This is a genomic window from Pirellulales bacterium, from assembly GCA_035499655.1.
Lineage (GTDB): Bacteria > Planctomycetota > Planctomycetia > Pirellulales > JADZDJ01 > DATJYL01.
Genome location: DATJYL010000021.1, coordinates 15,675 through 40,702, shown reverse-complemented (window position 1 = coordinate 40,702; position 25,028 = coordinate 15,675). Strand labels below are relative to the sequence as shown.

Below are 25,028 nucleotides of genomic sequence, written 5' to 3'. Positions count from 1 at the left end.
CGGTGCGCAGCAGACGGTGAAAATGGAACGCCGGCCACAGACCTCGATCAGCGGGCAGAGGGCAAACGACGAACAGCGAAACCGGGGTTGGCCGTAGGCACGGCGTCGCAACTTCAGCGCCTGATCCATGGCCGGAATGCGAGCAGCAATGTTTATGCAAGAAAATCGGCCCAGGCATCGAAGTATTCTGTGGAAGATTGATCTGGCGATGATCTTCGTGTTGACAGTCTGCCTGTGGGTGGCATCGGCCCACTACAATTTTTTCGAACAACTGACGAGCACGATCAGAGATTACGAGAATTACAACGCCGATGAAGCATTCATTGCGTTGATTTTTTTGGGCAGTGCGCTGTGTGTGTTTTCTATCCGCCGGATGCGCGAAAATAAGCGGCTGCTGCACGACCGCGAAAAAGCGGTGGACGGTTTGAAAGTCGCCAAGGAACAGGCGGAAGTTGCCAACCAAGCCAAAAGCGAGTTTTTGGCGAACATGTCGCACGAGCTGCGCACGCCGATGAACGGCATCATTGGCATGACCGATTTGACATTGGACACGGCGCTTAGCGACGAGCAGCGTGAATATTTGCAAATGATCAAAAGCTCGGCTGACAACCTGATGCACATTTTGAACGAAATTTTGGATTTCTCCAAAGTCGAGGCCGGTAAACTGGAATTAATTCCCGCCAACCTGGCCCTGCGAGCCAGCCTGGGCGACACGTTAAAGTCGTTGGGATTGCGGGCCCATGAAAAGGGGTTGGAGTTGTTGTATCGAGTGGCCGCCGAGGTTCCGGACGACCTGGTTGGCGATTCGTTGCGGATGCGGCAAATTCTCGTGAATTTGATCGGCAATGCCATTAAATTTACGGAGCGCGGCGAAGTGGTGCTGGACGTGAATTTGGAGAGCACCGATAAACGCCAAGCGATTTTGCATTTTTCTGTGCGCGATACCGGCATTGGAATTTCGCCAAGGATGCAAGCCAGGGTATTCGAGGCGTTCACACAGGCCGACAGTTCCTCCACTCGTAAATATGGCGGGACCGGCTTGGGGTTGTCGATCTCCAAGCAGATTGTCGAGTTGATGCAGGGACGGATTTGGGTGGAAAGCAACGTGGGCCAGGGGAGCGCCTTCCATTTCACGTTGCGATTGGGATTGCCCCAGCGTCGACCTGGGGAATTGCCGCCGAGGCAGTTGGATTTTCATGGCGCGCGAGTATTAATTGTCGACGACAACGCGACCAGCCGAAACATTTTGGAAGAGCTTGCCTGGGGTTGGCATTTGCGCCCCTCGACGGCCGATAACGCCGCGGCGGCTAGTGCCGAGCTCAAAAAAGGGCTGCTCGAGGCCGATCCTTACGATTTGGTTTTGCTGGATGCGGCCATGCCTGGTTCCGACGGCTTTACCGTGGCCGAGCAAATACGGGCCGACTCGAAACTTGCACGCAACGTGATCATGCTGCTTTCGGCCGATGACAACAGCGGCGACGCAGCCCGCTGCCGCGCGCTAGGCATTACGCGGTATCTTCGCAAGCCGATTGCCACGCCGGAGTTGGCGGGGGCCATTTTGGGCGCATTGAGCAAGCCCGGCGAGCCTGGCGTGCCGGCATCGGACATGGCCACGGCCGATGCTCCAGGCGCCGTGCCTAAAGTTGCAGACTATCCGCGGCATATCCTGGTTGCGGAAGATAATCCGGTGAATCGTTGCGTGGCGGCCGGCTTGCTCAAAAAGCGTGGGTACCTGGTCGATACGGTGGAAAACGGCCAGCAGGCTCTGCGGGCTTTGGCCTGTCAGCAATTCGACTTGGTGTTAATGGATTTGCAAATGCCCGAAATGGACGGCTTGCAGGCTACGGGAGCCATTCGCCAGCTGGAAAAGACCACGGGAGAACATCTGCCGATCGTGGCCATGACCGCACACGCCATGGTCGGCGATCGAGAGCGTTGCCTGTCGGCGGGCATGGACGATTACGTTTCCAAACCGATTGAACCCAAACATTTTTTCGCCACCCTGAAGCGTTGGTTAATCAGCGCCGCGGACGGAGTGGGCGGCGCGGAACGGCCTGCAACGGGGAAGTTTGCGTCGGGTGAAGCGGGTCCAGCAATCTCGAACGCGGCTGGTGAGGAACACGCCGCTCCGCCGCAGATGATCGATCGCAGCGAAATTCTCGATCTGGCATCGTTGCGCGCGCGTGTGGAACAAGACTTGGATTTACTGGAGGAGATGATCGAGTTGTTTTTGAGCAGCTCGCCGTCCCTGTTGGCGGAGATCGAAAGCGCCGTGGCGCAGCGCGATTGCCCGACGATTACCCGGGCCGCGCATTCGCTGAAAGGCGCGTTGTTGAACATTTCGGCCGGCGGGTGCGCCAAGGCGGCCTTGGAGCTGGAAGACCTGGGCCGGTCGGGCGAAACCGCGCGCGTCGACGAATCGTTGGCCGCGTTGAAGCTGCAATTGCAGCAATTGCAGGCGGAACTGACCCGGACTGAAGTGGAAATTGAAGCGGAAAAAAATCAGCAGGCGGAACAAAACCGCTGCACGGAGCAATGGCCATCGATGGATTCCAGTCCCGCGGTCGAGCTCAAGCCCATCACTGCGTCTTCAGTCGCAGGACGCTGACCGAATGCGCGGGAAAATCGTGCGTGAAGCTGGCCGCGGCATTGTCGAGGGTGGATTTTTGCGGGGCCACCTTAGTGGGGTTCTCGACGGAGTTGACATCACCGGGCTCTCCAGAAAGCGTGATGAGCTGCGCTTGCGGGGCCACATTTTTGGCTCCCTGAAAGTTCAGTTTTGCCGAACACGGCTCGGCGGAGACATTCACCATTTTCAAAATGACCTCGCCGCTGGCGTCATCGCGGCTGGCGGTGGCGAACAGCGCGGGCGGAGGCGTTGCGGGCGTTTGTGTGCCTTCGGAAACCAGCTTGTCGTCCAAGTAGCACTTGATGTTGCGGCCTTTGACTTCCATGCGGATATCGTACCAGCGGTCTTGATCAACGGTGACGGGAGCATGCGGGCTGATGTCGGTACTGACGCCGTCTTCGATGGCTTCCAGTGCGGTCGACTTATTGTTCCAGCCGCCGATATTCCACCAGACGTAATTATTGCCGTCGGTCGCGTGGACCAGGATGAGGAAGCCTTCGCGGCCGGAGTTTTTACGGGCTTGCAAGGTGAGGGTGTAATCGGTCCAATCGCGGTCGCCGGCGACGGAGCGGCAGTTTTCGCTAATGGCCGATTGGTGGTAGGCGCCATCGTCGACGTTCCAAGTGCCGCGTGCGGGGCGCCAGTCGTCGGCGCCCTTGGAAAAATCGGATTGGTACAATACTTTGTCGCCGTCCGTGACTTTGATGTTTTTGTATTCGGAGTCGGTGTTCCAGGTGGCCACGCCGATGCGGCCGTGCGGCTCCGGCGGGGCATAATCGGGCTGGGCAGTGGCGGCAATTTCAACGGGCAACACGGTGTCGCCCCGGTTCTGGCTGAACATTACTTGGGCGTAATACGACGGCGAGCCGTAACTGGACAGCGCGTTGTAACCGATGAGGTCGGTGGCCCATTGCATAGACCCGGTGCGGGGAGTGAGATCGCTCACATTCACAAACAGCGGCGCGTAGGAAGCGATGAGGACCAAATCAGCATTGCGCTCCAGGCCGGTCATCCAAGCGGAATCGCCCAGGGCGGCATTCATGTTCGGCGTGGGGCTGCCTTCGCGGGTGGCCCATTCCCCGACGAAAATTTTGGGGCCGTTTCGAGGATGATGATCTGGATCATAAAGATGGGTCATGTGTTCCATCTGCTTGGCGCTGCGATAATAGTGATCGTCGAGCACGTCGGCTTTGCGGTCATGCACCGGCATGGTGGCGATGATTTGTAATTGTGGATATTTGGCCTTGATGGCATCGTAAAAGGCGGCAAAGCGTTCCTCGTAGGTTTTTGCGCCGCCGCCGAGGTTATCTTCATTGCCGATTTCCACGTAGTTGAGCATAAACGGCTGGGGGTGACCGTCGGCTGCCCGTTTGGCGCCCCAGGTGGTGGAGGCATCGCCGGTGACATACTCGATTTCGTCCAGCGCATCTTGCACGAAGGGCTTGAGTTGATCGCCGGTGGCCACGTAAGTGCCTCTCAAACAAAAGCCGGCGAACACGGCCATGACCGGCTGCATGTGCAGGTCTTCGCACCAATTCAGAAATTCCAAGAGGCCCATGCCGTCGGAGGAGCGGTAATTCCAGGGGCTGAGGTGTCCCGGCCTCTGATCGAGCGGACCGACGGTGATTTTCCAGTTGTAGCGGTTGGCGAAGTCGTTGCCTTCGACATAATTTCCGCCGGGGAAACGCAAGAACGCCGGATGCATTTCCTTCAGCAGGTTCATGATGTCGATACGGTTGCCATTGGGCCGGTCGTTGAACGTGGGCGGGAACAGCGAGACCAGGCTGAACCAAACTGTGCCCGGGGCGGCGGCGGAAATGACGAAGCGGTTTTTGGACGATTCGGGCCCGTCGCCGGTTTTAAGGGTGACGTCGTACTGTTTCCAATCGCTGGTGATTTGCGGCACCGTGGCGGAGGCATTGACTGTGCTGTTATTGCTTTCGATGTCGACGGTGAGCGGGCCTTTGAAATCGTCTTTGCCCTTGGCATAGAAGGAAGCGTGATAGGTTGTGTTTGGCTTGACGGGGATGCCCCAGTAACCCTCGTTGGCGACGCCGACGCGGCCGCCGTCGCCCACTTTGCTCACGTCTAAGCGAAGGCTTTTGGTGAGGGCCGTGGTGTTGACCGGATCGGCGGAGTCCAAATCGATTTTTCCTTCGGCGCCGTCGCTTTTAACGAGCGACCAATGCAGGGGCTTGGAATCGTCGTCTTTGAATGCGCGGTTATGGATCAGCTCGGCGTATAAACCCCCATCGTAGCTGTAGTTGATTTCTTCGGTCATCAGGCCATACAGCGAGGGGCTAATTTTAGCGCCGGGCTGATCGACTTTGACGGTAATCTCCGCGTCATTGGCAGCGCGGGCGGCGCTGCTGCACAAGACGATAGAAATGGTCAATAGCACGGCAAAAAGCGAAGCCAATTCGAGTTGGTGCGACAACCGGCGACGGATCATGGCACTTTCTCCCTTGAGCAGAGCGTGAGCATTTGAAGGCAATTGAAAACGCAGGCAACGAGAACCGATCGGTGTTGTTTTGCAGCAGGGCGGGCCGCGGCGGCTTTGATTGGTGGCGCCTAAACCGCCTGCACTTACCACCGCCTAGAGGCGGCTTCCCCGAATCTGGATTCATGTTAACTGTCGGCGTCGGGGGCTGCAATCGGCGGGTAAAAATTATTAGTTCCGGCGATGGCGTTGGGCAGGCTGAACCTGGACAGCCCGCAGGCGGTAGGATAATTTACAAGTTCCGCAAGGGAATTTTGGCACATCATCCAACTTATCTGGGGGAACTTCTATGAGGTCCTATTGTTGGCGAGCGGCGGTTGTCGCGCTGGGGCTGGCGATTTGTGTGCGGGGTTGGGCGGCGGACAAAAAAGTGAAGCTGGCGTTTGTGACCAACAACGCGGCCACATTTTGGACCATTGCTCGGGCCGGCTGCGACGAAGCCGCCAAACAATTAGGCAACGTGCAGTTGGATTTCCGCATTCCCTCGACAGGCGGAATTGCCGAGCAGCAACAAATTTTGGACGACCTGGTGGCGGCGGGCGTGGACGGCATCGCCGTGAGCCCGATTGATCCGGGAAATCAAACCGAGTTTTTGAACAAAATTGCGGACCAAACACTGCTGGTGTGTCACGACAGCGACGCGCCCAAAAGCAAGCGCGTGTGCTACATCGGCACCGACAACACCGCCGCGGGCGAGGCGGCTGGAAAGTTAATTAAGGAAGTGTTGCCCAGCGGCGGGAAAATTATGTTGTTTGTCGGTTCGCTCGATGCGCAAAACGCTAAGGAGCGGTTCGCCGGCATTAAGAAGGAATTGGCCGGCTCGAAAGTGGAAATTATCGACGTGCGAACCGACGAGACCGACACGGTGCGGGCGCAAAAAAACGCGGAGGACACGCTGGTGAAATATCCGGACGTGGCCTGTTTGGTCGGCTTGTGGAGCTACAACGGGCCGGCGATTTTGAACGCGGTGCGCAATGCGGGCATGACCGACAAAGTGAAAATTGTGTGCTTTGACGAAAACGCCGAGACGCTGGAAGGCGTGGCTTCGGGCGACATTTATGGCACCGTGGTGCAGCAGCCGTTTGAATTCGGCAAGCAAGCGATTACGCGGATGGACAAATATTTGAACGGCGACAAAACCGCGCTGTCGGACGGTAAACTTATTGTGCCGACGCGGAACATTAAGAAGGCGGACGTGGCGGAATTTCAAGCGAATTTGAAAAAGATTTTGGGGAAGTGAGGGGGGTCGGTGGTGCGCATGCTAAACCGTTAGCGGAAAACCGGCGGCAGGTGGCGGTCGAGAACGCTTTTCGGAATTTGGCCGAAAATATTGATTTCAATTTCCATGGTGGACGTTTCCAACGCCGGCGCACCGAGCGCTGTAACCGAAAGCTCTGGCCCGCTGCTTTTGATGCGCGGCATTTCCAAGCGCTTTCCCGGCGTGGTGGCGCTGGATCATGTCAGCCTGGAAGTCGCCCCCAGCGAAGTGTTGGGCCTGTGCGGTGAGAACGGGGCGGGCAAATCGACGCTGATGAAAATTTTGGGGGGCGTGTATCAGCCCGACGCCGGTGAAATTCAGTTTGCCGGCCAGACGGTGAAGATCAGCAGTGTGAACGACGCCATGCGGTTGGGTGTGGCGTTCATTCATCAAGAGTTGAACGTGCTGGACAATCTGGACGTGGCGGCCAACATTTTTTTGGGGCGCGAGCCGCGCTGGGCGGGGCCGCTGCGATTGATCGACCGCAAACGGATTCATGCCGACGCCGCGCCGCTGATGCAGCGGCTGGGTTTGCAAATCTCCAGCCACACGCGGCTGGATCGATTGCCGATCGCTCAGCAACAACTGGTAGAAATTGCCAAGGCGCTGTCGCTAAATGCCCGGCTGATCATCATGGACGAGCCGACTTCGTCGCTGACGCTGCAAGAGACCGATCGGTTGTTGGAATTGGTGGCTGAGCTGCGCAAGCAAGGCGTGAGCGTGGTGTATATTTCGCATCGGCTGGCGGAATTGAATCGCATTGCCGACCGGGTGGTGGTGTTGCGCGACGGCAAAAATGCCGGGCAGTTAAGCCGCGAAGAAATCAGCCACGACCGCATGGTGAGTTTGATGGTGGGGCGTGAAATCAAAAATTTTTACGTGGCTTCGCAGGTGCAAAAAACGCCGGGGTATTTGCAAGTACGGAATGCTCGATCGAGCCGGTATCCGAAGCAGAGTGTGTCGTTCGACGCGGCGCAAGGTGAAATTTTGGGTTTTGCCGGGCTGGTGGGAGCGGGGCGGACGGAAATTGCCGAGGCGCTGGTCGGTTTGGACCGGCAGGGCCGGGCGGAAATGGCGATTGGCGGCGAGCGAATGAACATCGGCTGTGCGGCGGATGCCATAGCGCGCGGCATTTATTTGGCGCCGGAAGATCGACGGGCCGCTGGTTTGGTGACTGAGATGACGGTGCGGGAAAACATCACGCTGGCGTCGCTGGAAAACTTCGCCTCGATGTTTCTTATCAGTCGGCAGCGGGAATTAAAGACCACTCAGGAGCAAATTGCAGTGCTGAAAATTAAAACGCCGGGGGCGGAAGCGCGGGTGGTGAATTTGAGCGGCGGCAATCAACAAAAGGTCGTGCTGGGCAAATGGCTGTGCATGAGTCCCAAGGTGATGATTTTGGACGAGCCGACGCGCGGGATCGACGTGGGCGCGAAGGCGGAAATTTATCGCTTAATGCGCGAGTTGGCTGACGGGGGCGCCGTGATTTTGATGATCTCCAGTGACATGGAAGAAATTTTGCACGTCAGCGACCGGGTGGCGGTGATGTACGAGGGGCGAATTTCCGGCGTACTGGAGCGGGCCGATTGCAGCGAACAAAACATTATGCAGCTGGCGGTCGGGCGTACGGTGGCGGCGGCTAAATCGCCATGCGAGAATGTGACGGATTCGGCATAGCGCTGGGTCATCCCCCGGCCATTGACCGGGGGCTAAATTAAGGATAATTGCGAAGGTCATGAAAAAAGAAACCGCTGTATTATTGGTTTTCCTTGTGGCGCTGTGTGCGGTGACGACGGCGTTTAATCATCGCTTTTTATCGCCGGCGAATTTGACGAATTTGACCAAATGGATAGGTGTGTACGGCGTGTTCAGCATTGGGGGCGGGCTGGTGATTATCACCGGCGGCATTGATTTGTCAGTCGGCTCGATGTTAGCTCTGGCGGGCGTGCTGCTGTGCATGGAACTAGGTGAATGGCATTGGCCGTGGCCGGTGGCCGTATTGAGCATTTTGCTGCTGCCGATGGTGTTGGGATGGATTCACGGCCTGTTGATTACGCGGATGAATTTGCAGCCGTTTATTGTCACGCTGTGCGGGCTGCTGTTGTATCGCGGTGTGGCCCGATTTATTGCCGACGACGGCACCAAAGGGTTTGGCGACGCGGAGGGAATCGACACGCTGCGGTTTGTGTCGTCGGAGATGGTGTTTCGGTCGCTCGACCCGGAAACGCACAAAGTGGTGTTCCCCGGCATCCCGATGCCGTTTGTCATATTAATATTGGTGGCGATTGTGGCGTGGATTGCCCTGCACCGCTCGGTGTACGGCCGGTATCTGTTTGCCGTGGGGAAGAACGAACAGGCGGCACGTTTTTCGGGCATTAATACCCGGCGGATTATTTCCAGCACGTATGTCATTTCCGGACTGCTGGCGGGTGTTTCCAGCATTATGTTGGCGTTTTGCACGAATTCGGTTTCGCCTTCGACGCATGGCAATTTTTACGAATTGTACGGCATTGCGGCGGCGGTGCTGGGCGGTTGCAGTTTGCGCGGCGGCGAGGGCTCGATTGTCGGCATCGTGCTAGGGACCGCCATTTTGCAAGTGCTGCAAAACCTGGTGAACCTGCTGGGCATTCCCAGTTCGCTCAACTTTGCGGTGATGGGAGCGGTGGTGCTGGTGGGAGTCTTGGCCGATCAAATTCTCCAAAAGCGGGCCAAGAAACGGCTTATTCAACAGCGGGCGTAGGGAAGGACGAGAGGCGAGGGATGAGGGGTGAGATTTGTGCTGTGCTGAAAGTACGGGTAGCATGATGGGTTGGGATGTGTCGGCGAACGGTCGTTCATTCAATCCGGGCATAGATTCGGGGGTGTCATGTGAAGGGGAGCACAATTCGTGTCGCTGGTGGCACGGTGATGGCCGCTGGCGTGATTTTTATCGCGGCGATGTTCGGCCGGCATCTGCTTAGCGAGCAAACGGCCCTGGCGCAAGATGGCGGGCGCGGGCGTTTGCCGCCGCTGGAGGATTCCAATGTTGATCTAGTGAATTTAGCGCTGGTGGCCACGCCTTCGACTTCGTACGTCTCCGGCGACCAAAATATTTTGGCCATTAACGATGGCGCAAATCCACGTCGCTCTGGCGAGCATTACGGCAACTGGCCCCGGGGCGGTACGCAATGGGTGGAATACACGTGGCCCAAGCCGATCAGCACCAACAAGGCCGACGTGTATTGGTACGTCGACGGCAGAGGACTTCATCTGCCTAAGGCTTGCCGTCTGAAATATTTTAATGGCAGCGAGTTTGTCGACGTGCTGAATGCCCAGGGTTTGGGCGTAGATGCAGACGTGTGGAACGAAACCACGTTCGACGAAATTACAACCGACAAAATTCGATTGGAGTTCGATGCCGAAGGAGGCCGCGACATTTCGACGGGCATTACCGAGTTCCGCGTGTTCGATTCGGGCAAATCGCCGAAGTTTCCGCCGCGGGTGAAAGCGGGACCAGACCGGGTGGTGGTGCTGGGCGCCAAAACATTTTTGAACGGCAGCAGCCGCGCGGTGGACAACAGCGATACTGCCCAACTTGCCTGGAGCAAAACCTCCGGTCCGGGCGAAGTGACGTTTGACGATGTGCACTCGCCGGTGACGCGGGCGGCATTTTCCGCCTTGGGCGATTACACGTTGACGCTGAGCGCGGGCGAAGGAGATTTAACTTCGTCCGACACGTTGCGCGTCAAGGTTGTGCCTGCCGCCGATGCCGCACACTTGGAGCCGGTTTACACGACGCACTACAAGCTCGACAGTCCGCTGTGGAACAGTCGGGCCAAAGCCTTAATTGTGAATTGGATTCCCCACTGCTATGCCGAGATTTCCGATTTGAACTTGAAAGAAGGGGGAATTGCCAACCTGATTGAAGCCGGGAAAAAGCTGCGCGGCGAGCCGGCCAAGCCTCACGTGGGCTATCCGTTTTCCAATGCTTGGATTTACAACACGCTGGAGTCGATGTGCATTGCGCAAATGGTGGATCCGAACGGCGATCAGGAAATCGTCGATGCACAGAAGGTGATGCGGGCGAAAATCGACGAGTGGATTCCGATTATCCTGGCGGCCCAGGAACCGGACGGTTATCTGCAGTCGCGGTTCACATTGGGCACGCTGAACCGTCGCACGGGTAATGTGGATCTCGCGCCGCCGCATTGGAGTCCGCAAGGGCGCGGCGAGCACGAAGGATACGTTGCCGGCTACTTTTTGGAAGCGGCCATTTCGCACTACAACATGACCGGCGGACAGGACCGGCGGCTGTACGATGCCGCGAAAAAATTAGCGGACTGCTGGTACGACAATATCGGGCCGCCGCCCAAAAAAGCGTGGTATGACGGGCATCAGGAAATGGAACAGGCTTTGGTGCGGTTTGCGCGGATGGTCGATCACGTGGAAGGCGTGGGCAAAGGGGATAAGTACACGGAACTGGCGAAGTTTTTAATTGATTCGCGCCGCGGCGGCAGCCAGTACGATCAAAGCCATTTGCCGGCTTACGAACAGTACGAAGCCGTCGGTCATGCAGTGCGGGCCGGATATTTTTACAGCGGCATGGCAGATATTGCCATGATGACGCACGACTTGGATTATCAAAGCGCGGTGTGCTCGCTGAGCGACAACATTGTGAACAAGAAGTATTACATTACCGGCGGCATCGGAACTGCGGAAAAAGGGGACGAGGGCTTTGGCCCCGATTATTCGCTGCGCAACAACGCCTACTGCGAATCGTGCTCGGGCACGGCCGTGTTGTTCTTCAACTACAAATTGGATCTCACGTACCAGGATGCGAAGTATGCCGACTTGATGGAGGAGACGCTGTACAACGCCATTTTGGGCGATACAGATTTGGACGGCAGAAACTTTTGCTACACCAATGAATTGGAAACGGCCGGCACACCCGATCCGCGTTATCCGGCGGACGACGATCACTCCGCAGCGGCCGAAAGCTATCGGCAATACCACGCGACTTTGGTGGGCTTCCGCTATCCTTGGCACCAATGTCCCTGCTGTGTCGGAAACATCCCGCGGACATTGCTGATGCTGCCGACGTGGATGTACGCCACGAGCCCGGACAGTTTGTACGTGAATTTATTCATCGGCAGCACCGTCGACGTGCCCAACGTGGCCGGCACGAAGGTGCAGGTGGTGCAATCGACGTGGTATCCGTGGGATGGCAGAGTTGCCATCACGGTCAATCCTGAGGCAAGCAAAGAGTTTTCGATCCGCATTCGTGTGCCTGACCGCGCCACGAGCGAACTGTATCAGGCCATGCCGGCGGTTGCAGGCCTCGTTTCGTTGGCCGTCAATGGCGAAAGCGTGCAGCCGCAAATCGAGCAGGGATACGCCGTGATCACCCGGCAATGGAAGCCGGGCGATAAAATAGAATTCGAGTTGCCCATGAAGCCGCAGCGTGTGACCGCCATCGACAAAGTGGCGGCGGATCGCGGCCGGGTGGCGGTAAAGTATGGCCCGCTGGTTTACAATTTCGAACAGCCCGACAATCCGGGGATGGAGGGGCGTAACTTACCGACGCTGAAAACAGGTTCGCCGCTAACGGCCGAGTGGAAGCCCGAGCTGCTCAACGGCGTGGTTGCCATTCAAGCGGAAGCGGCGGACGGTTCGCCGCTGTTGGCCATACCCAATTATGCCCGCAACAACCGCTCCGGCCATTCGGCCGTGTGGATTCGCGACGAAACGGCCTCCACGACCGCCGCTCAGTGAAAAATTAATTCTGCGTTTATTCCATTCGGAGGAATTTCATGTCGAAGCGACTGATAGCCGTCTGTAGTGGCGCCGTGCTGCTGGTGTGTGCATGCAATGATGCCGTGGCGCAAAGCGACGAAGGTGCGCTGCAAGCCACGGTGACGCTGCACTTGGACCAGGCGAAAACGCGCATCGCGCCGGAAATTTATGGACAATTTGCGGAGCATTTGGGGCACTGCATTTACGGCGGCATTTGGGTCGGCGAAGATTCGCCCATTCCCAACACCCGGGGCATTCGCAACGACGTGGTGGCGGCGCTGAAGAACATCCACGTGCCGGTGGTGCGTTGGCCGGGCGGCTGCTTCGCGGACGAATATCATTGGAAAGACGGCATTGGCCCGCGCGACCAAAGGCCGAAAATGATCAACACCCACTGGGGCGGCGTGGTGGAAAGCAACGCCTTCGGCACGCACGAATTCATGGATTTTTGCGAGCAAGTGGGCTGCCAGCCGTACATTTGCGGCAACGTGGGCAGCGGCAGCGTGGAAGAAATGATGCAATGGGTCGAATACATGACCTCCGACGCCGACAGTCCGATGGCCAACTTGCGGCGCAAAAATGGCCGCGACAAACCGTGGAAGCTGAAATACTTTGCAGTAGGGAATGAATCGTGGGGTTGCGGCGGCAACATGACGCCGGAGTATTATTCGGACGAATTTCGCCGCTATAACACGTTCATCAAAAATTACGATCCGGCCAACAAAATTTATCGCGTGGCGGGCGGCCCCAACAGCGGCGATTACAACTGGACGGAAGTGCTGATGAAAAATGCGGCGAAGTTCATGCAGGGCATTTCGCTGCATTATTATACGGTGCCCAGCGGCAGTTGGGACCACAAAGGCTCGGCCACGGATTTTGATGAGGCGGCGTACCATTTGACGCTGGTGGGCGCGTTCAAAATGGAAGAGCTGCTCAGCAAGCACTCGGCCATTATGGATCGGTACGATCCGCGCAAGCGCATTGGCCTGGTCGTCGACGAATGGGGGAACTGGTACGACGTGGAGCCAGGCAGCAATCCGGGCTTTTTGTATCAGCAGAACACGCTGCGCGACGCGCTGACGGCGGCCGTGAACTTGGATTTATTTCAGGCCCACGCCGACCGCATTTCGATGGCAAACATTGCCCAAATGGTGAATGTGCTGCAGGCGATGATATTGACCGACAACGAAAAAATGGTCCTGACGCCGACGTATCATGTGTTCGACATGTACCAAGTGCATCAGGGGGCGACATTGATTCCGGTGGAAGTGAAAACCGCGGATTACGAGTTGAACGAGAAGAAAGTGCCGGCCGTCCATGCGACGGCTTCCAAAGACACGGACGGGAAAATTCACATCTCGCTGGTGAATTTGGACGCGAACCACGGGACAACGGTAACGATAAAAGTGCCGGATGGAAGCTCGGTCAATTCGGGCACGGTGCTTACGTCGGCGAAGCTAAGCGACCACAACACGTTTGATCAGCCTGATGTAGTGAAGCCCACCGGATTCAGCGCGACCAAAGTCGAGGGCGAGAATTTAACCGTCGAGATGCCGGCGAAGGCAATCGTGGTGCTAGAGCTGCGGTAAAACCGGCATGATTCGGTGGTGGGACAATTTGAAATTCCGACAGCCGCTTTTCCCGACTGACACAGTCGGGCTATGTTCAAATTGGCCCACGATCCACGATTCCCGTCAGTTGTGAGACGCTCGTTGGTTTGTTAATCTAATGGCGTTTGGGGTGAACAGCGTCGAATTTTCCGGGCAATTTGAATGCGACTCTGTACTGAAGCTTGTCGGCTGAGGACGCGCTCTGAACGTAAATCTCTGCGGAGTGTATCGGCATTATGAATACATTGGGCTTGGTTGTTGGCAATCGAGGCTTCTTTCCCGACCATTTGTGTGCCACGGGGCGCGAAGCCGTGATGAAAGTTTTGGCGGCGCAAGATGTGCAAGTGGTCGCGCTGCCGACCGACGCCACCAAATTCGGCGCGGTCGAGTCGCTGGAAGACGCCCGCAAGTGCGCCGATTTGTTTCGGGCCAACTCCGACAAGCTCGACGGCGTGCTGGTGACGCTGCCGAACTTCGGCGACGAGCGGGCCGTGGCCAACACGCTGCGGTGGGCCAACTTGAACGTGCCGGTGTTGGTGCATGCCTTTGACGACGCGCCGGGCACCATGACCATTAAAGATCGCCGCGATGCGTTTTGCGGAAAAATGTCGGCCTGCAACAATTTGAGGCAGTACAACATTCCGTATTCGCTGACCGGCCTGCACACGATCGATCCGGTACGGCCGGAGTTTGCCGACGACGTGCGACGCTTCACGGCCACGTGCCGGGTGGTGAAAAAGTTCAAAAACGCGCGCGTGGGGGCCATCGGAGCGCGGCCCGGGGCGTTCAACACAGTTCGCTACAGCGAAAAGATTCTGGAGCACTACGGCATTACATGTGAAACGCTCGATTTGTCCGAAGTGCTGGGCTGGACCCGCAAATTAGCCGACGATGACGCGGCGGTGAAAGAAAAAATGGCGGCCATCAAAGCGTACACCAATACCGCCAACGTCCCGGAAGGGCCGCTGGTGAAAATGGCCAAGCTAGGGGTAGTGATTGAACGGTGGTCGAACGAGCAAAAGCTGATCGGCACGGCCATTCAGTGCTGGACCGCCCTGGAGGAGTTTTACGGCGTGGTGCCATGCACGATTATGAGCATGTCATCGAACAGCCTGATTCCCAGCGCGTGCGAGACGGACATTACGGGTTTGATAGGCATGCTGGCGCTAACGGCGGCTGCCGGCAAGCCGGCTGCGCTGCTCGATTGGAACAATAATTTCGGCACCGATCCGAACATGGGCGTGGTGTTTCACTGCTCCAACTTGCCCAAGGATTTTTTCAGCAGCCAGAAGATGGATTATCAGGAAATCATCGCGGGCACGGTCGGCAAAGAAAACACATTTGGCACGATTGTCGGAAAAATTGCGCCGGGTCCGTTCACGTATTGCCGGGTTTCGACCGACGATTTGACCGGCAAAATGCGGGCTTACGTGGGCGAGGGGCAATTCACCGACGACAAACTGAACAGCTTTGGCGGCTACGGCACCTTCCGCGTGGAACGCTTGCAAGAATTGCTGCAGTTTATTTGCCGCAACGGTTTCGAACATCACGTGGCGGCCACGAAAGTTTCTGTCGGCGAAGCGGTGTACGACGCGCTGACCACGTACTTGAAATGGGATGTGTATCGACACGCTTAGGGCTAATCGCGATTATGGAAAGAGCATTGGGAATCGGCGGATTCTTCTTTCGAGCCACTGATCCCGATGCGCTAAGTCAGTGGTACTTGAAGCATTTTGGCATCTTGCCTGTGCCCACAAGTTACGGCCAACCTGCCTGGCAGCAAGAGGCGGGAGAGACTGTATTCGCGCCGTTTCCCTTAGATACAAAATATTTTGGAAACGCAAAACAGTCGTGGATGATCAACTTTCGCGTGCAAAATTTAGACGCTATGATTGCCCAACTGCGGGCAGCGGGAATCGATGTAGAAGTTGATCAGGAGGAATATCCTAACGGTCGTTTTGCTCGGTTGAGCGATCCTGAAGATAACCCCATCCAAATTTGGGAACCCAAGTGAGTTTGAATATGCCTCACTATACCATCGGACTGGATTACGGCACCGGCTCGGTGAGGGCGGTGCTGGTGAGCACGGCGGGCGAAGAAGTCGCGGCCAGCGTGTTCGATTATCCGCACGGCACGGGGGGCGTGATCATTAACGACCGCGATCCGAATTTGGCCCGGCAGCACCCGCGCGATTACGAAGTTGGAGCTGAAGCGGCCGTCAAAGGCGTGCTGAAAGAAGGGCGCGAAAAGAAAGGCGTCAAGCCGGAAGAAATTATTGGCATTGGGGTCGACACCACGGGCAGCACACCGTTGCCGGTTGATGCGCAAGGCATGCCGCTGGTCTACGACAAGAAATTTGAAAACGATCCTGCTGCACTGGCGTGGCTATGGAAAGATCACACTTCGCACGCCGAGGCGGAAGAAATTACCAGCGTCGGCGGGAAAAAGCATCCGGAATATCTGGCGAAAATCGGAAATCGGTATTCGTCGGAATGGTTCTGGGCGAAAATTTTGCACTGTGCCCGAGTTGCGCCGGCGGTGTTTGATGCGGCGGCCAGTTGGGTGGAAATTGCCGATTGGATTCCGGCCATGCTGTGCGGGACGCTTGCGCCGGCGAAAGTGAAACGCGGAGTGTGCGCCGCCGGGCATAAAGCGTTTTTCAACGCCCGTTGGGGTGGCTATCCCGATGTCGAGTTTTTGAAAGCGCTCGATCCGCGGTTGGAGAAAGTTCGCAAATCGCTGCCGGAGAAAGTTTACACCGTGGCCGATGCGGCGGGCGCGCTGTCGGAAACGTGGGCCGACCGGCTCGGTTTGAAAGCCGGTATTCCCGTGGCCGTGGGCGCGTTCGACGTGCATTTGGGCGCCGTCGGCTCGGGCATTGCGCCGGGCACGCTCGTGAAAATCATGGGCACGTCCACCTGCGATTTGGCGATTGTGCCCACCAGCGAAAAAATTGCCGATGTGCCAGGCATTTGCGGCATTGTCGACGGCTCAGTGTTGCCGGGCTATTACGGGTTGGAGGCGGGGCAATCGGCGGTGGGGGACATTTTCAATTGGTTTGTGAACGTGCTGCAGCCGGGGGGCACGACCGGGGCAGATCACGCCAAGCTGTCCAAAGCGGCGGCGGCGCTGCGGCCGGGTGAGTCGGGCTTACTGGTGCTCGATTGGCACAACGGCAACCGCACGGTGCTGGTCGATCAGCGATTGACGGGATTGATTGTTGGGCTCACGCTGCATTCCAGCCCGGCGGAAATTTATCGGGCACTGATCGAAGCCACGGCGTTTGGCGCCCGAGTGATTATGGAGCGCTATGAAGAATACGGCTGCCCGGCGAAGCGGATCGTGAACGGCGGGGGCATTGCGGCGAAAAATCCGGTGGCGATGCAAATTTACGCCGACGCCATGGGGCGGCCCCTGTCAGTCACACGCAGCCAGCAAACTTGCGCCTTGGGGTCAGCCATTGCCGGGGCCGTGGTCGCTGGGAAGAAAGCGGGCGGATTTGACCATTTCGCCGAGGCCATTACTGCAATGGCCAGCCCGGCCGACCGGACGTTTACGCCGCAGCCGGAAGCCGTGGCGGTTTACAACAAGCTGTATAGGCTGTATCGGCGGTTGCACGATTCGTTCGGCGTTTCCGGGCACAGCGACGCGCTGGGTGATATGATGAAGGAACTGCTGGCGATTCGCGATGCGGCGAAGCGGGGCTGAAGTTCGGGCGCGCTCCGCTCCGCAGACTCCGCTCCGCAGACTCCGCGTCGCGGCTAAACGGGACGCCGTTGAACACGCGAAACGAGGGGCTTCAACATTTGTTGGTGATTCGAGAGCGACCAATCCCGGCGCGCCGGGACGGCTTTATGTATGGCATACGATGATTTGAAACGCGCTGTGCTGAATGTGAATGTGGCGCTGGTGAAGTCGGGCCTGGTGGTGCTCACTTGGGGCAATGCCAGCGGGGTGGATCGCAAAGCCGATGGTGGCCGCGGCGTGATGGCGATTAAACCTTCGGGCGTGGATTACGACAAGTTAAAGCCCGAGGACATTGTTATTGTGTCGCTGGCCCGCGGGAAAGTGATCGAAGGGACGAAGCGGCCTTCATCGGATACGCAAACGCATCTGGAATTGTACCGCGAGTTCGGCAACATCGGCGGGATTGTGCATACGCATTCGTTTCATGCCACGGCGTACGCGCAGGCCTGCGTGGAAATTCCGTGCTTAGGCACCACGCATGCCGATCATTTTTACGGCACGGTGCCGGTGACGCGGGAATTGACGGCCGAGGAAATCAAAACTGATTACGAATTGAACACGGGCAAAGTGATTGCGGAGCGGTTTCTCAAGGGCGGGATCAATCCTGACGAAGTGCCGGCGGTGCTGGTGGCCAGCCATGCGCCGTTTGTATGGGGCAGCACACTGCAAAATGCGCTGGAAAACGCCATCGCGCTGGAATACGTGGCCGGCATGCAGGTGGAGGCGTATCAAATCAACGCCAAAGCTAAGGCGATTTCGCAAACGTTGCTGGACAAGCATTTCCTGCGTAAACATGGCGCTGCGGCAACGTATGGGCAGGCGGAGGGCAAGTAAGTTTACAATCGCACGGTAGCACAGCGATGGAATTTTGAACCGCGAAGGACGCAGAGGACGCGAAGGAAAGAAAGTCGATCCCAATGAAACGCACCCCAACGGTTCCATCTGCGCAAGTCCGAGAAATCCAAAGCGATTATTATGCGAAGACTAAAAATCTTTGGTTGGTTTTGATTTTGGCAGCGATAGTCAGTTGCTTCGCTGCTAGGGGCGAGGAAACTGCGGCCCCTGCCCTGCCCTTTCACCAATGGGCGCAAACGCCGCCGATGGGTTGGAACAGTTGGGATTGCTACGGCGCAGCGGTGACGGAAGACGAAACCAAGGAAAACGCCGATTACATGGCCGACAAGCTGGCTGCGCACGGCTGGCAGTACGTGGTGGTCGACATTCAGTGGTACGAGCCGCAGGCCAAGGGTTTTAACTATCGCAAAAATGCAAAGCTGGAAATGGACGAGTACGGGCGGTTGTTGCCGGCGCCCAATCGCTTTCCGTCGGCGGCCGACGGGGTGGGGTTCAAGCCACTGGCCGATTACGTGCACGGCAAGGGCTTGAAGTTCGGCATTCATTTGTTGCGGGGCATTCCGCGGCAGGCGGTCGAGGCCAACACGCCGATTTTGGGCACCGACTACCACGCCGCCGATATCGCCGACAAAGAACATCCTTGTAAATGGAACGGCGACATGTGGGGTGTCGACATGACGAAACCCGGCGCACAGGAGTATTACAATTCGGTGTTCAAGCTGATTGCGTCGTGGGATGTCGATTTTGTGAAGGTGGACGATCTCAGTCGGCCGTACGACCAAAACAAGCCGGAGATTGAAGCGATTCGCAAAGCCATCGACAATACGGGCCGGCCCATCGTGCTTAGTACATCGCCGGGCGAAACACTGCTCTCAGAGGCAGATCATGTTGTCACGCACGCGAACATGTGGCGGATCAGCGACGATTTTTGGGACAACTGGAAATCGCTGAAAGAGCAATTCCAGCGCTGCAAAAACTGGGCGCAGTACGCCGGGCCAGGACACTGGCCCGACGCTGATATGCTGCCGTTCGGCCAGGTGCGCGTGGGGCAACGCAACGCCGGAACGCATTTCACACATGACGAAGAAACCACGGTGATGACGCTGTGGTCGATCTGCCGGTCGCCGCTAATCATTGGCTCGAATCTGCCCGAGAACGATGATTTCACGCTGTCGCTGCTGACGAACGATGAGGTGATCGCGGTCGATCAGCACAGCACGGGGGGGCGCGAGCTGTTTCGCAATGACGATTTAATCGCTTGGGTGGCCGATGTGCCCGAGAGCGGCGACAAATATTTGGCGCTGTTTAACGCGCAGGATGCCAAAGAAGGGGCGGATTCAACGGGGCAGGAAATCGGCGTCGATTTAATGAGGCTGGGCTTTTCCGGTCCGTGCCAGGTGCGCGATTTATGGCGGCATACGGCGCTGGGCACTTTTCGTGACAAATTTGTAGCGACGATTCCTTTTCATGGCGCGGGATTATTTCGCGTGGCCATCGACGAAAACAAGCCGGGCGAAACCAAGACCAGGGAAAGCGCGGGCAATGGCAAGCCGATTTTGGCCTTTCCGGGGGCGGAAGGGTTCGGCGCACTGGCAATCGGCGGGCGGGGTGGCAGCGTGGTGCATGTCACTAATCTGAACGATTCCGGCCCGGGCTCGTTGCGCGAGGCCGTAAGCAAACAGAATCGGATTGTCGTGTTCGACGTGGGCGGGTATGTGGCGTTGGAATCGGTATTGCCCGTGGCCAGCAACATTACCATTGCCGGGCAAACGGCGCCCGGCGATGGCATTGGCACGAAGAATTATGAGGTGTCGTTCTCTGGAGCGCACAATATCATTGTCCGGTATTTGCGTTTCCGTCAGGGCGAGACGCCGAAGCAAGACAAAAAGTGCGCCGTTGACATTCATCAGGGGCAGGACATGATTTTCGACCATGTGTCGATCCAGTACGGCCGTTGGGACACGATCGGCATGACCGAAAGCGCGAACATCACGATGCAGAATTGCATTATTGGTCCGGGCATTGCGCCGCAGCGGTTTGGCTGCTTGTGCGAAAGCGACGGCGTGACGTTCAGCCACGACCTGTGGATCAGCAATCACGGCCGCAATCCCAAGAGCAAGGGCAAAGTGCAGTTCATCAATAACGTGGTGTACGATTGGAACGTGGGGGGTTACGATCTGGCGCATTCGGCGGGGGTGAGTTATCACGAGCTGATCAATAACAATTTCATTCGCGGGCCGGCGAGCGGCAATCACGCCCCGTGGTATCAGGCCAACAGCAACGACCAGGTGTTTGCCGAGGGAAATGTGCTCGACGGGCAGCCGCTGGAAATACCGACCGTAGTCACGACGTTGAAAGAAGATTGGGCCCGGCCGCCGGCGGCGGTGACGGTCGATACGCCGGAGAGAGCCTACGAGAAAATTGTGGCGGGCGTGGGTTGCTCGCTGCATCGCGACGCGGTGGATAAGTATCTGATTCAAACACTGACCACGAAAACGGGGAAGCTGTTGAACAGCCAGACCGATTTGGCGGCGGACTTTGGGGGCAACGGTTATGGCGAACTAAGCGGGGGTTCCGCGCCCAAAGATTCCGACGGCGATGGGATTCCCGATGCCTGGGAAACCGCCCACGGCCTGAACCCCAATGACGCGGCGGACGGAGACAAACTGACTGCGAGCGGCTACACGAATTTAGAAGTGTATGTGAACAGTTTGGCCGCGCCGGAAGGGCAATAAATCGGCGTCGGTCGAAGATTCAATTGACCGGCTGGCGGTTTTTGGCCGCATTGCTTTTGCAGCCGATCCAATGGGTGCACATCGAGAGCAATTGGATTTTGTTGACCGGTTTGGTAAGGAAGTCGTCGCAGCCGGCCTCGAGGCACTTTTTCCGGTCCTCTTCCATGGCATGCGCAGTCAAGGCGATAATGGGGATGGCACTGCCGCGTTTGCGCAGAATGCGGGCCAAAGTGTAACCGTCCATTTCCGGCATTTGGATGTCGGTCAAGAGCAGGTCGTACCGCGGCACGCCGGGCAAGCCCGACTCGGTCCTTTCCAGCATTTCCAATGCGACACGTCCATTGTTGGCAAACTCGATATCCATGCCGGCCTTACGCAGATAAAAGGCGATGAGCAGTTGGTTGTCGGGACCATCTTCTGCCAGCAGCACACGTCCCTGAAGACGATGCGGAGCCAGAGGCACGGCTGCTAAAGTCTGGATGTGCTTCAAGGCGGCGGTCCAGGGTGCGTCGGGCGCGGCGCGGAGAGGCAATTCGACACGAAATACCGAACCTACGCCCGGCAAGGTGTGCTGCAGAGCGATCATCCCGCCCATCAATTGCGCCAGTCGTCGGCAAATGGCCAAACCCAGCCCGGTGCCGCCAAAGCGACGAGTCACGCTGTTGTCAGCTTGATTGAACGGCGTGAACAACCACGACGTTTGTTCCGGCGTCATTCCCAGTCCAGTATCGCGAATATCGATGTGCAGCAGCGCCTCGGCCCCCTGACCGGCGACGGCAGTCGTAATTTCCACATAGCCATGCTCGGTGAATTTGACGGCATTGCCTGCCAGGTTTAGCAAAATCTGGCGCAAGCGAGTAGGATCGGTGCGGATTCGACAGGGGACCGCGGTGGTTAGGCGAACTTCAAAGGCCAGGCCTTTGCCAATGGCCCGCGGACGCATGAGTGAATCGACTTCGGACAGCAGATTTGGCAGATCGCATTCCACCTCTTCGACCTGCACTTTTCCGGCTTCGATTTTCGAGAGGTCGAGGATGTCGTTGACGACGGTGAGCAAGTGTTCGCCCGCGCATTTGATGGTGGCCATTTTTTCGGCGCGGCAAGCGGAGTCTTGCCCTTCCTCGGCGTCTTGCTCGATCAACAAGTCGGTGTATCCCAAAATGGCGGTGAGGGGAGTGCGGATTTCGTGACTCATGTTGGCCAGGAATTCGCTCTTGGTGCGGTTGGCGATCAGGAGCGAATTCACGGCGGCATCTTTGAGGTGTTCGTAAATCAGGGTCAGGGAGTAAATCACGAGGGTAATTCCCACCGCGGAGGCCACTCCCCAAATCGACAGTTGATGGTTGTCGAGCGAGAGCGTTACGGGCCAGGTTGAGCGCTGCTCAAGGAACAAGACCGGCATGATCGCCAGCGTTGCGGCCAGCCAGACGATTCCGTTGCGGTAACCCAACATCATGGTGGACAGAACAGGAATCACCGCGAACCAAGCGGCAGCGGGCGAGTTAATTCCCCCGCTGCGGACGGAAAGATATGCCAGCAGGACGTACAAGATGAGCGTCATCAAATTGCCCGACAGCATGACCGATCCAAACCGGCGCATGAGCCCGAGATTGATGAGACCCAGCCCGGCAGCGAGGAGGATGCTGATGGCCAGCGTCGGGAGATGCACGGCAAAATAAAGCACCGAGAAGACCGGCGCCCAGATAATCAAAGCCAGGGTGAAGGCCACGATTTGGCGGGCGCGGCGGTGCACATCGACTCCGCTGCTGCGAAGCTGTTTGGAGATTTGTAGATCAACAAATCGTGACAGAAAGGACATGGATGGCCGCACGGTTCAAAGATGCATGGCAGTCGGGGCGGATCGGGTTGGGAAATTACCCTGACGACGTGGCAGCACTGACCCAGTAACTTGACCTGAACAAGTCCTGTGTGAAGGAGTTGATCGGAATGGCAGTTTTTCAATGCGACCCCGGCGGCCCATACACAAATATATGCCACGTTTTACCCCACAAAATGGCGGGGCTGTTTCCTTCCGGTCTCCAGCCCAAACGGGGCGTCATGCCGACAGAATGTGCGGCAGGTCGGCTTTGCGTCGCAGCAGGAAGAGACTGGCCAGGCCGAGGCCTGGGCAGGTCATTCTTTTCTCGGCAGGCGGAGAGTTCGCGTAGCGAGGGGGGGAAGCTTCGAGGAGTTTCGCCGCACAAAACGCGGCCCTCAGGCCGCCCTTATTCCGGTGGTGGGCCAATTTGAAATTCCGACAGCCGCTTTTCCCGACTGACACAGTCGGGCTATGTTCAAATTGGCGCACCACCCCCTTTCCGTGGGAAAAGGCATCTTGGGGCCAAAGATCGAAGTGGAGACGACCGGGATCGAACCGGCAACCCCAGCCTTGCAAAGGCTGTGCTCTCCCAATTGAGCTACGTCCCCGGTAAGGGTGAGTGGTGAATGGTGTGGGGTGAGTGAAGCGGGTACGGTGGTGGGGAATCAGGGATGAAGCTTCATCGAATCCCGTCCACGATCTTACAATTTGACAGTGCTTTTGCAAGGCAAGTTCGCGGTCCAAGTTGGGACTGGTTGAAAGTACACATCAGGTAAGTCTATAACTCATAGCTGGGCACCGTTCCAAAAACGCTGCAGGCATTTTTTTTCGCCTGTTCCAAAGTTTTGGGCGACTTTCGCGGACGGTGATGGTGGAGGACCATTTTGCTGTGCGAGTGTTGATTGCGGACACGTTTGAACCCTCGGGGCGCGAAGCGCTGGCGGCCCTTGGATGCGAAGTTTTGTACGAGCCCAAGTTGGCGGACGAGGCTTTGGCGCAAGCTGCGCACGAGTTGCGGCCGGACATTTTGGTAGTGCGTTCGACGAAAGTGAACGCCGCGGTATTGGAGGCGCCTTGGCTGAAGCTGGTGGTGCGCGCAGGAGCGGGTTACAACACGATCGACGTGGCCGCCGCTTCGAAGCGAGGTATTTACGTGTCGAACTGTCCGGGGAAAAACTCGGTGGCGGTGGCTGAGTTGGCCTTCGGATTGATGTTGGCTTTGGACCGGCGCTTGGCGGACAACGTGATTGCGCTGCGTGCCGGCCAGTGGAATAAGAAGCAGTTTTCACAGGCGCGGGGGTTGTTTGGCCGGACGCTGGGCTTAATTGGACTGGGACAAATCGGCATGGAGATGCTGCCCCGCGCCAAAGCGTTTGGCATGCCGGTGATAGCCTGGAGCCGCAGCCTGACCGCGGAGCGGGCCAAGCAACTGAATATTGGCAACAAAAACACGCCGTCGGAAGTTGCGGGCGAGGCGGACGTGGTTAGCGTACATTTGGCGTTGACCAAGGAAACCCGGGGGTTGCTCGACGCGGATTTTTTCAAAGCCATGCGGCCGGGAGCATACTTCATCAACACGGCGCGGGGGGAGCTGGTCGATCAAACGGCGTTGGTGTGGGCCATGCGGGAACGGAAGATTCGAGTGGGATTGGACGTTTACGCCAGCGAACCGACGGAAAGCGCTGGCGCGTTCAGCGACCCTATCGCGCAGGAAACCACTCTGTACGGCACGCATCATATTGGCGCGTCGACCGAACAGGCACAGGAAGCCATTGCAGCCGAAACGGTGCGCATTATCCGGAGTTTTCAAGAGACGGGGCGGGCGCCCAACGTGGTCAATATTGCTCGGCATACGCCGGCCACGTACTTGTTGAGTGTGCGACATCGTGATCGACCGGGAGTATTGGCGCGGGTGTTGGATGCCATTAGCGCGGCACGGATCAACGTGCAAGAGATGGAAAATATAGTGTTCGAGGGGGCTGAGGCGGCGGTGGCCAATATCCAGTTGGAAACCGCACCGGGGGAAGACATACTAAATGGCCTGCGCCGCGCAGAGGCGGATGTGTTTGAACTGCGACTGACTTCGCTGGGTAAATAGGAAGC

14 protein-coding genes and 1 tRNA gene are annotated in these 25,028 nt (G+C 57.5%); 12 read left to right on the top strand and 3 right to left on the bottom strand.

The window, feature by feature from the left end:
- Positions 1 to 208: 208 nt before the first annotated feature.
- Positions 209 to 2,608, top strand: coding sequence for a response regulator (locus VMJ32_01235; protein ID HTQ37616.1), 2,400 nt, complete (start codon positions 209 to 211; stop codon positions 2,606 to 2,608).
- On the opposite strand, the gene VMJ32_01230 is transcribed toward VMJ32_01235, so the two are convergent.
- A complete protein-coding gene (locus tag VMJ32_01230; GenBank protein HTQ37615.1) occupies positions 2,580 to 5,081 on the bottom strand; it encodes an alpha-L-arabinofuranosidase C-terminal domain-containing protein in 2,502 nt (833 codons plus the stop codon). The two genes, VMJ32_01235 and VMJ32_01230, sit on opposite strands and share 29 nt — an antisense overlap.
- A gap of 337 nt (positions 5,082 to 5,418) precedes the next feature.
- On the opposite strand from VMJ32_01230, the gene VMJ32_01225 reads away from it, so the two are divergent.
- The 10 genes from VMJ32_01225 to VMJ32_01180 all read left to right on the top strand — a co-directional run bounded on the left by VMJ32_01225 (position 5,419) and on the right by VMJ32_01180 (position 21,106).
- Positions 5,419 to 6,369 (top strand): sugar-binding protein, encoded by a 951-nt coding sequence (locus tag VMJ32_01225; GenBank protein ID HTQ37614.1) that lies wholly within the window; start codon positions 5,419 to 5,421, stop codon positions 6,367 to 6,369.
- A 105-nt stretch (positions 6,370 to 6,474) separates the two neighbouring features.
- Positions 6,475 to 8,064: a sugar ABC transporter ATP-binding protein gene (locus tag VMJ32_01220; protein HTQ37613.1), complete on the top strand. Its 1,590-nt coding sequence runs from the start codon at positions 6,475 to 6,477 to the stop codon at positions 8,062 to 8,064.
- Positions 8,065 to 8,122: 58 nt separating this feature from the next.
- Positions 8,123 to 9,127, top strand: coding sequence for an ABC transporter permease (locus VMJ32_01215; GenBank protein HTQ37612.1), 1,005 nt, complete (start codon positions 8,123 to 8,125; stop codon positions 9,125 to 9,127).
- A gap of 128 nt (positions 9,128 to 9,255) precedes the next feature.
- On the top strand, positions 9,256 to 12,138 hold the full coding sequence (locus VMJ32_01210; protein HTQ37611.1) for a beta-L-arabinofuranosidase domain-containing protein: 2,883 nt from the start codon (positions 9,256 to 9,258) through the stop codon (positions 12,136 to 12,138).
- Between the two features lie 38 nt (positions 12,139 to 12,176).
- Positions 12,177 to 13,748 carry an alpha-N-arabinofuranosidase gene (locus tag VMJ32_01205; GenBank protein HTQ37610.1) on the top strand — a complete coding sequence of 524 codons (1,572 nt, stop codon included), beginning with the start codon at positions 12,177 to 12,179 and terminating at the stop codon, positions 13,746 to 13,748.
- 257 nt (positions 13,749 to 14,005) lie between these two features.
- Positions 14,006 to 15,406 (top strand): L-fucose/L-arabinose isomerase family protein, encoded by a 1,401-nt coding sequence (locus tag VMJ32_01200; GenBank protein ID HTQ37609.1) that lies wholly within the window; start codon positions 14,006 to 14,008, stop codon positions 15,404 to 15,406.
- Between the two features lie 14 nt (positions 15,407 to 15,420).
- The gene (locus VMJ32_01195) at positions 15,421 to 15,783 is read left to right on the top strand and encodes a VOC family protein (GenBank protein HTQ37608.1); all 363 of its coding nucleotides are present in this window, start codon (positions 15,421 to 15,423) and stop codon (positions 15,781 to 15,783) included.
- Positions 15,784 to 15,791: 8 nt separating this feature from the next.
- A complete protein-coding gene (locus tag VMJ32_01190; GenBank protein HTQ37607.1) occupies positions 15,792 to 17,477 on the top strand; it encodes a ribulokinase in 1,686 nt (561 codons plus the stop codon).
- Between the two features lie 150 nt (positions 17,478 to 17,627).
- Positions 17,628 to 18,350, top strand: coding sequence for an L-ribulose-5-phosphate 4-epimerase AraD (araD, locus tag VMJ32_01185; protein ID HTQ37606.1), 723 nt, complete (start codon positions 17,628 to 17,630; stop codon positions 18,348 to 18,350).
- 83 nt (positions 18,351 to 18,433) lie between these two features.
- A complete protein-coding gene (locus VMJ32_01180; GenBank protein ID HTQ37605.1) occupies positions 18,434 to 21,106 on the top strand; it encodes a hypothetical protein in 2,673 nt (890 codons plus the stop codon).
- Positions 21,107 to 21,125: 19 nt separating this feature from the next.
- On the opposite strand, the gene VMJ32_01175 is transcribed toward VMJ32_01180, so the two are convergent.
- Positions 21,126 to 22,925, bottom strand: a complete 1,800-nt coding sequence (locus tag VMJ32_01175) for a response regulator (GenBank protein ID HTQ37604.1) — start codon at positions 22,923 to 22,925, stop codon at positions 21,126 to 21,128.
- Positions 22,926 to 23,460: 535 nt separating this feature from the next.
- Positions 23,461 to 23,533, bottom strand: a tRNA-Ala gene (locus VMJ32_01170).
- A gap of 263 nt (positions 23,534 to 23,796) precedes the next feature.
- On the opposite strand from VMJ32_01170, the gene VMJ32_01165 reads away from it, so the two are divergent.
- Entirely contained in the window at positions 23,797 to 25,023 is a 1,227-nt protein-coding gene (locus tag VMJ32_01165; GenBank protein ID HTQ37603.1) for a phosphoglycerate dehydrogenase, read from the top strand.
- Positions 25,024 to 25,028 lie beyond the last annotated feature (5 nt).

Bases quoted from the DNA above. Each gene is read 5' to 3' on its own strand.
- VMJ32_01235 (HTQ37616.1), top strand. From the start codon at position 209: ATGATCTTCGTGTTGACAGTCTGCCTGTGGGTGGCATCGGCCCACTAC.
- VMJ32_01230 (HTQ37615.1), bottom strand. From the start codon at position 5,081: ATGATCCGTCGCCGGTTGTCGCACCAACTCGAATTGGCTTCGCTTTTT.
- VMJ32_01225 (HTQ37614.1), top strand. From the start codon at position 5,419: ATGAGGTCCTATTGTTGGCGAGCGGCGGTTGTCGCGCTGGGGCTGGCG.
- VMJ32_01220 (HTQ37613.1), top strand. From the start codon at position 6,475: ATGGTGGACGTTTCCAACGCCGGCGCACCGAGCGCTGTAACCGAAAGC.
- VMJ32_01215 (HTQ37612.1), top strand. From the start codon at position 8,123: ATGAAAAAAGAAACCGCTGTATTATTGGTTTTCCTTGTGGCGCTGTGT.
- VMJ32_01205 (HTQ37610.1), top strand. From the start codon at position 12,177: ATGTCGAAGCGACTGATAGCCGTCTGTAGTGGCGCCGTGCTGCTGGTG.
- VMJ32_01200 (HTQ37609.1), top strand. From the start codon at position 14,006: ATGAATACATTGGGCTTGGTTGTTGGCAATCGAGGCTTCTTTCCCGAC.
- VMJ32_01195 (HTQ37608.1), top strand. From the start codon at position 15,421: ATGGAAAGAGCATTGGGAATCGGCGGATTCTTCTTTCGAGCCACTGAT.
- VMJ32_01190 (HTQ37607.1), top strand. From the start codon at position 15,792: ATGCCTCACTATACCATCGGACTGGATTACGGCACCGGCTCGGTGAGG.
- araD (HTQ37606.1), top strand. From the start codon at position 17,628: ATGGCATACGATGATTTGAAACGCGCTGTGCTGAATGTGAATGTGGCG.
- VMJ32_01180 (HTQ37605.1), top strand. From the start codon at position 18,434: ATGAAACGCACCCCAACGGTTCCATCTGCGCAAGTCCGAGAAATCCAA.
- VMJ32_01175 (HTQ37604.1), bottom strand. From the start codon at position 22,925: ATGTCCTTTCTGTCACGATTTGTTGATCTACAAATCTCCAAACAGCTT.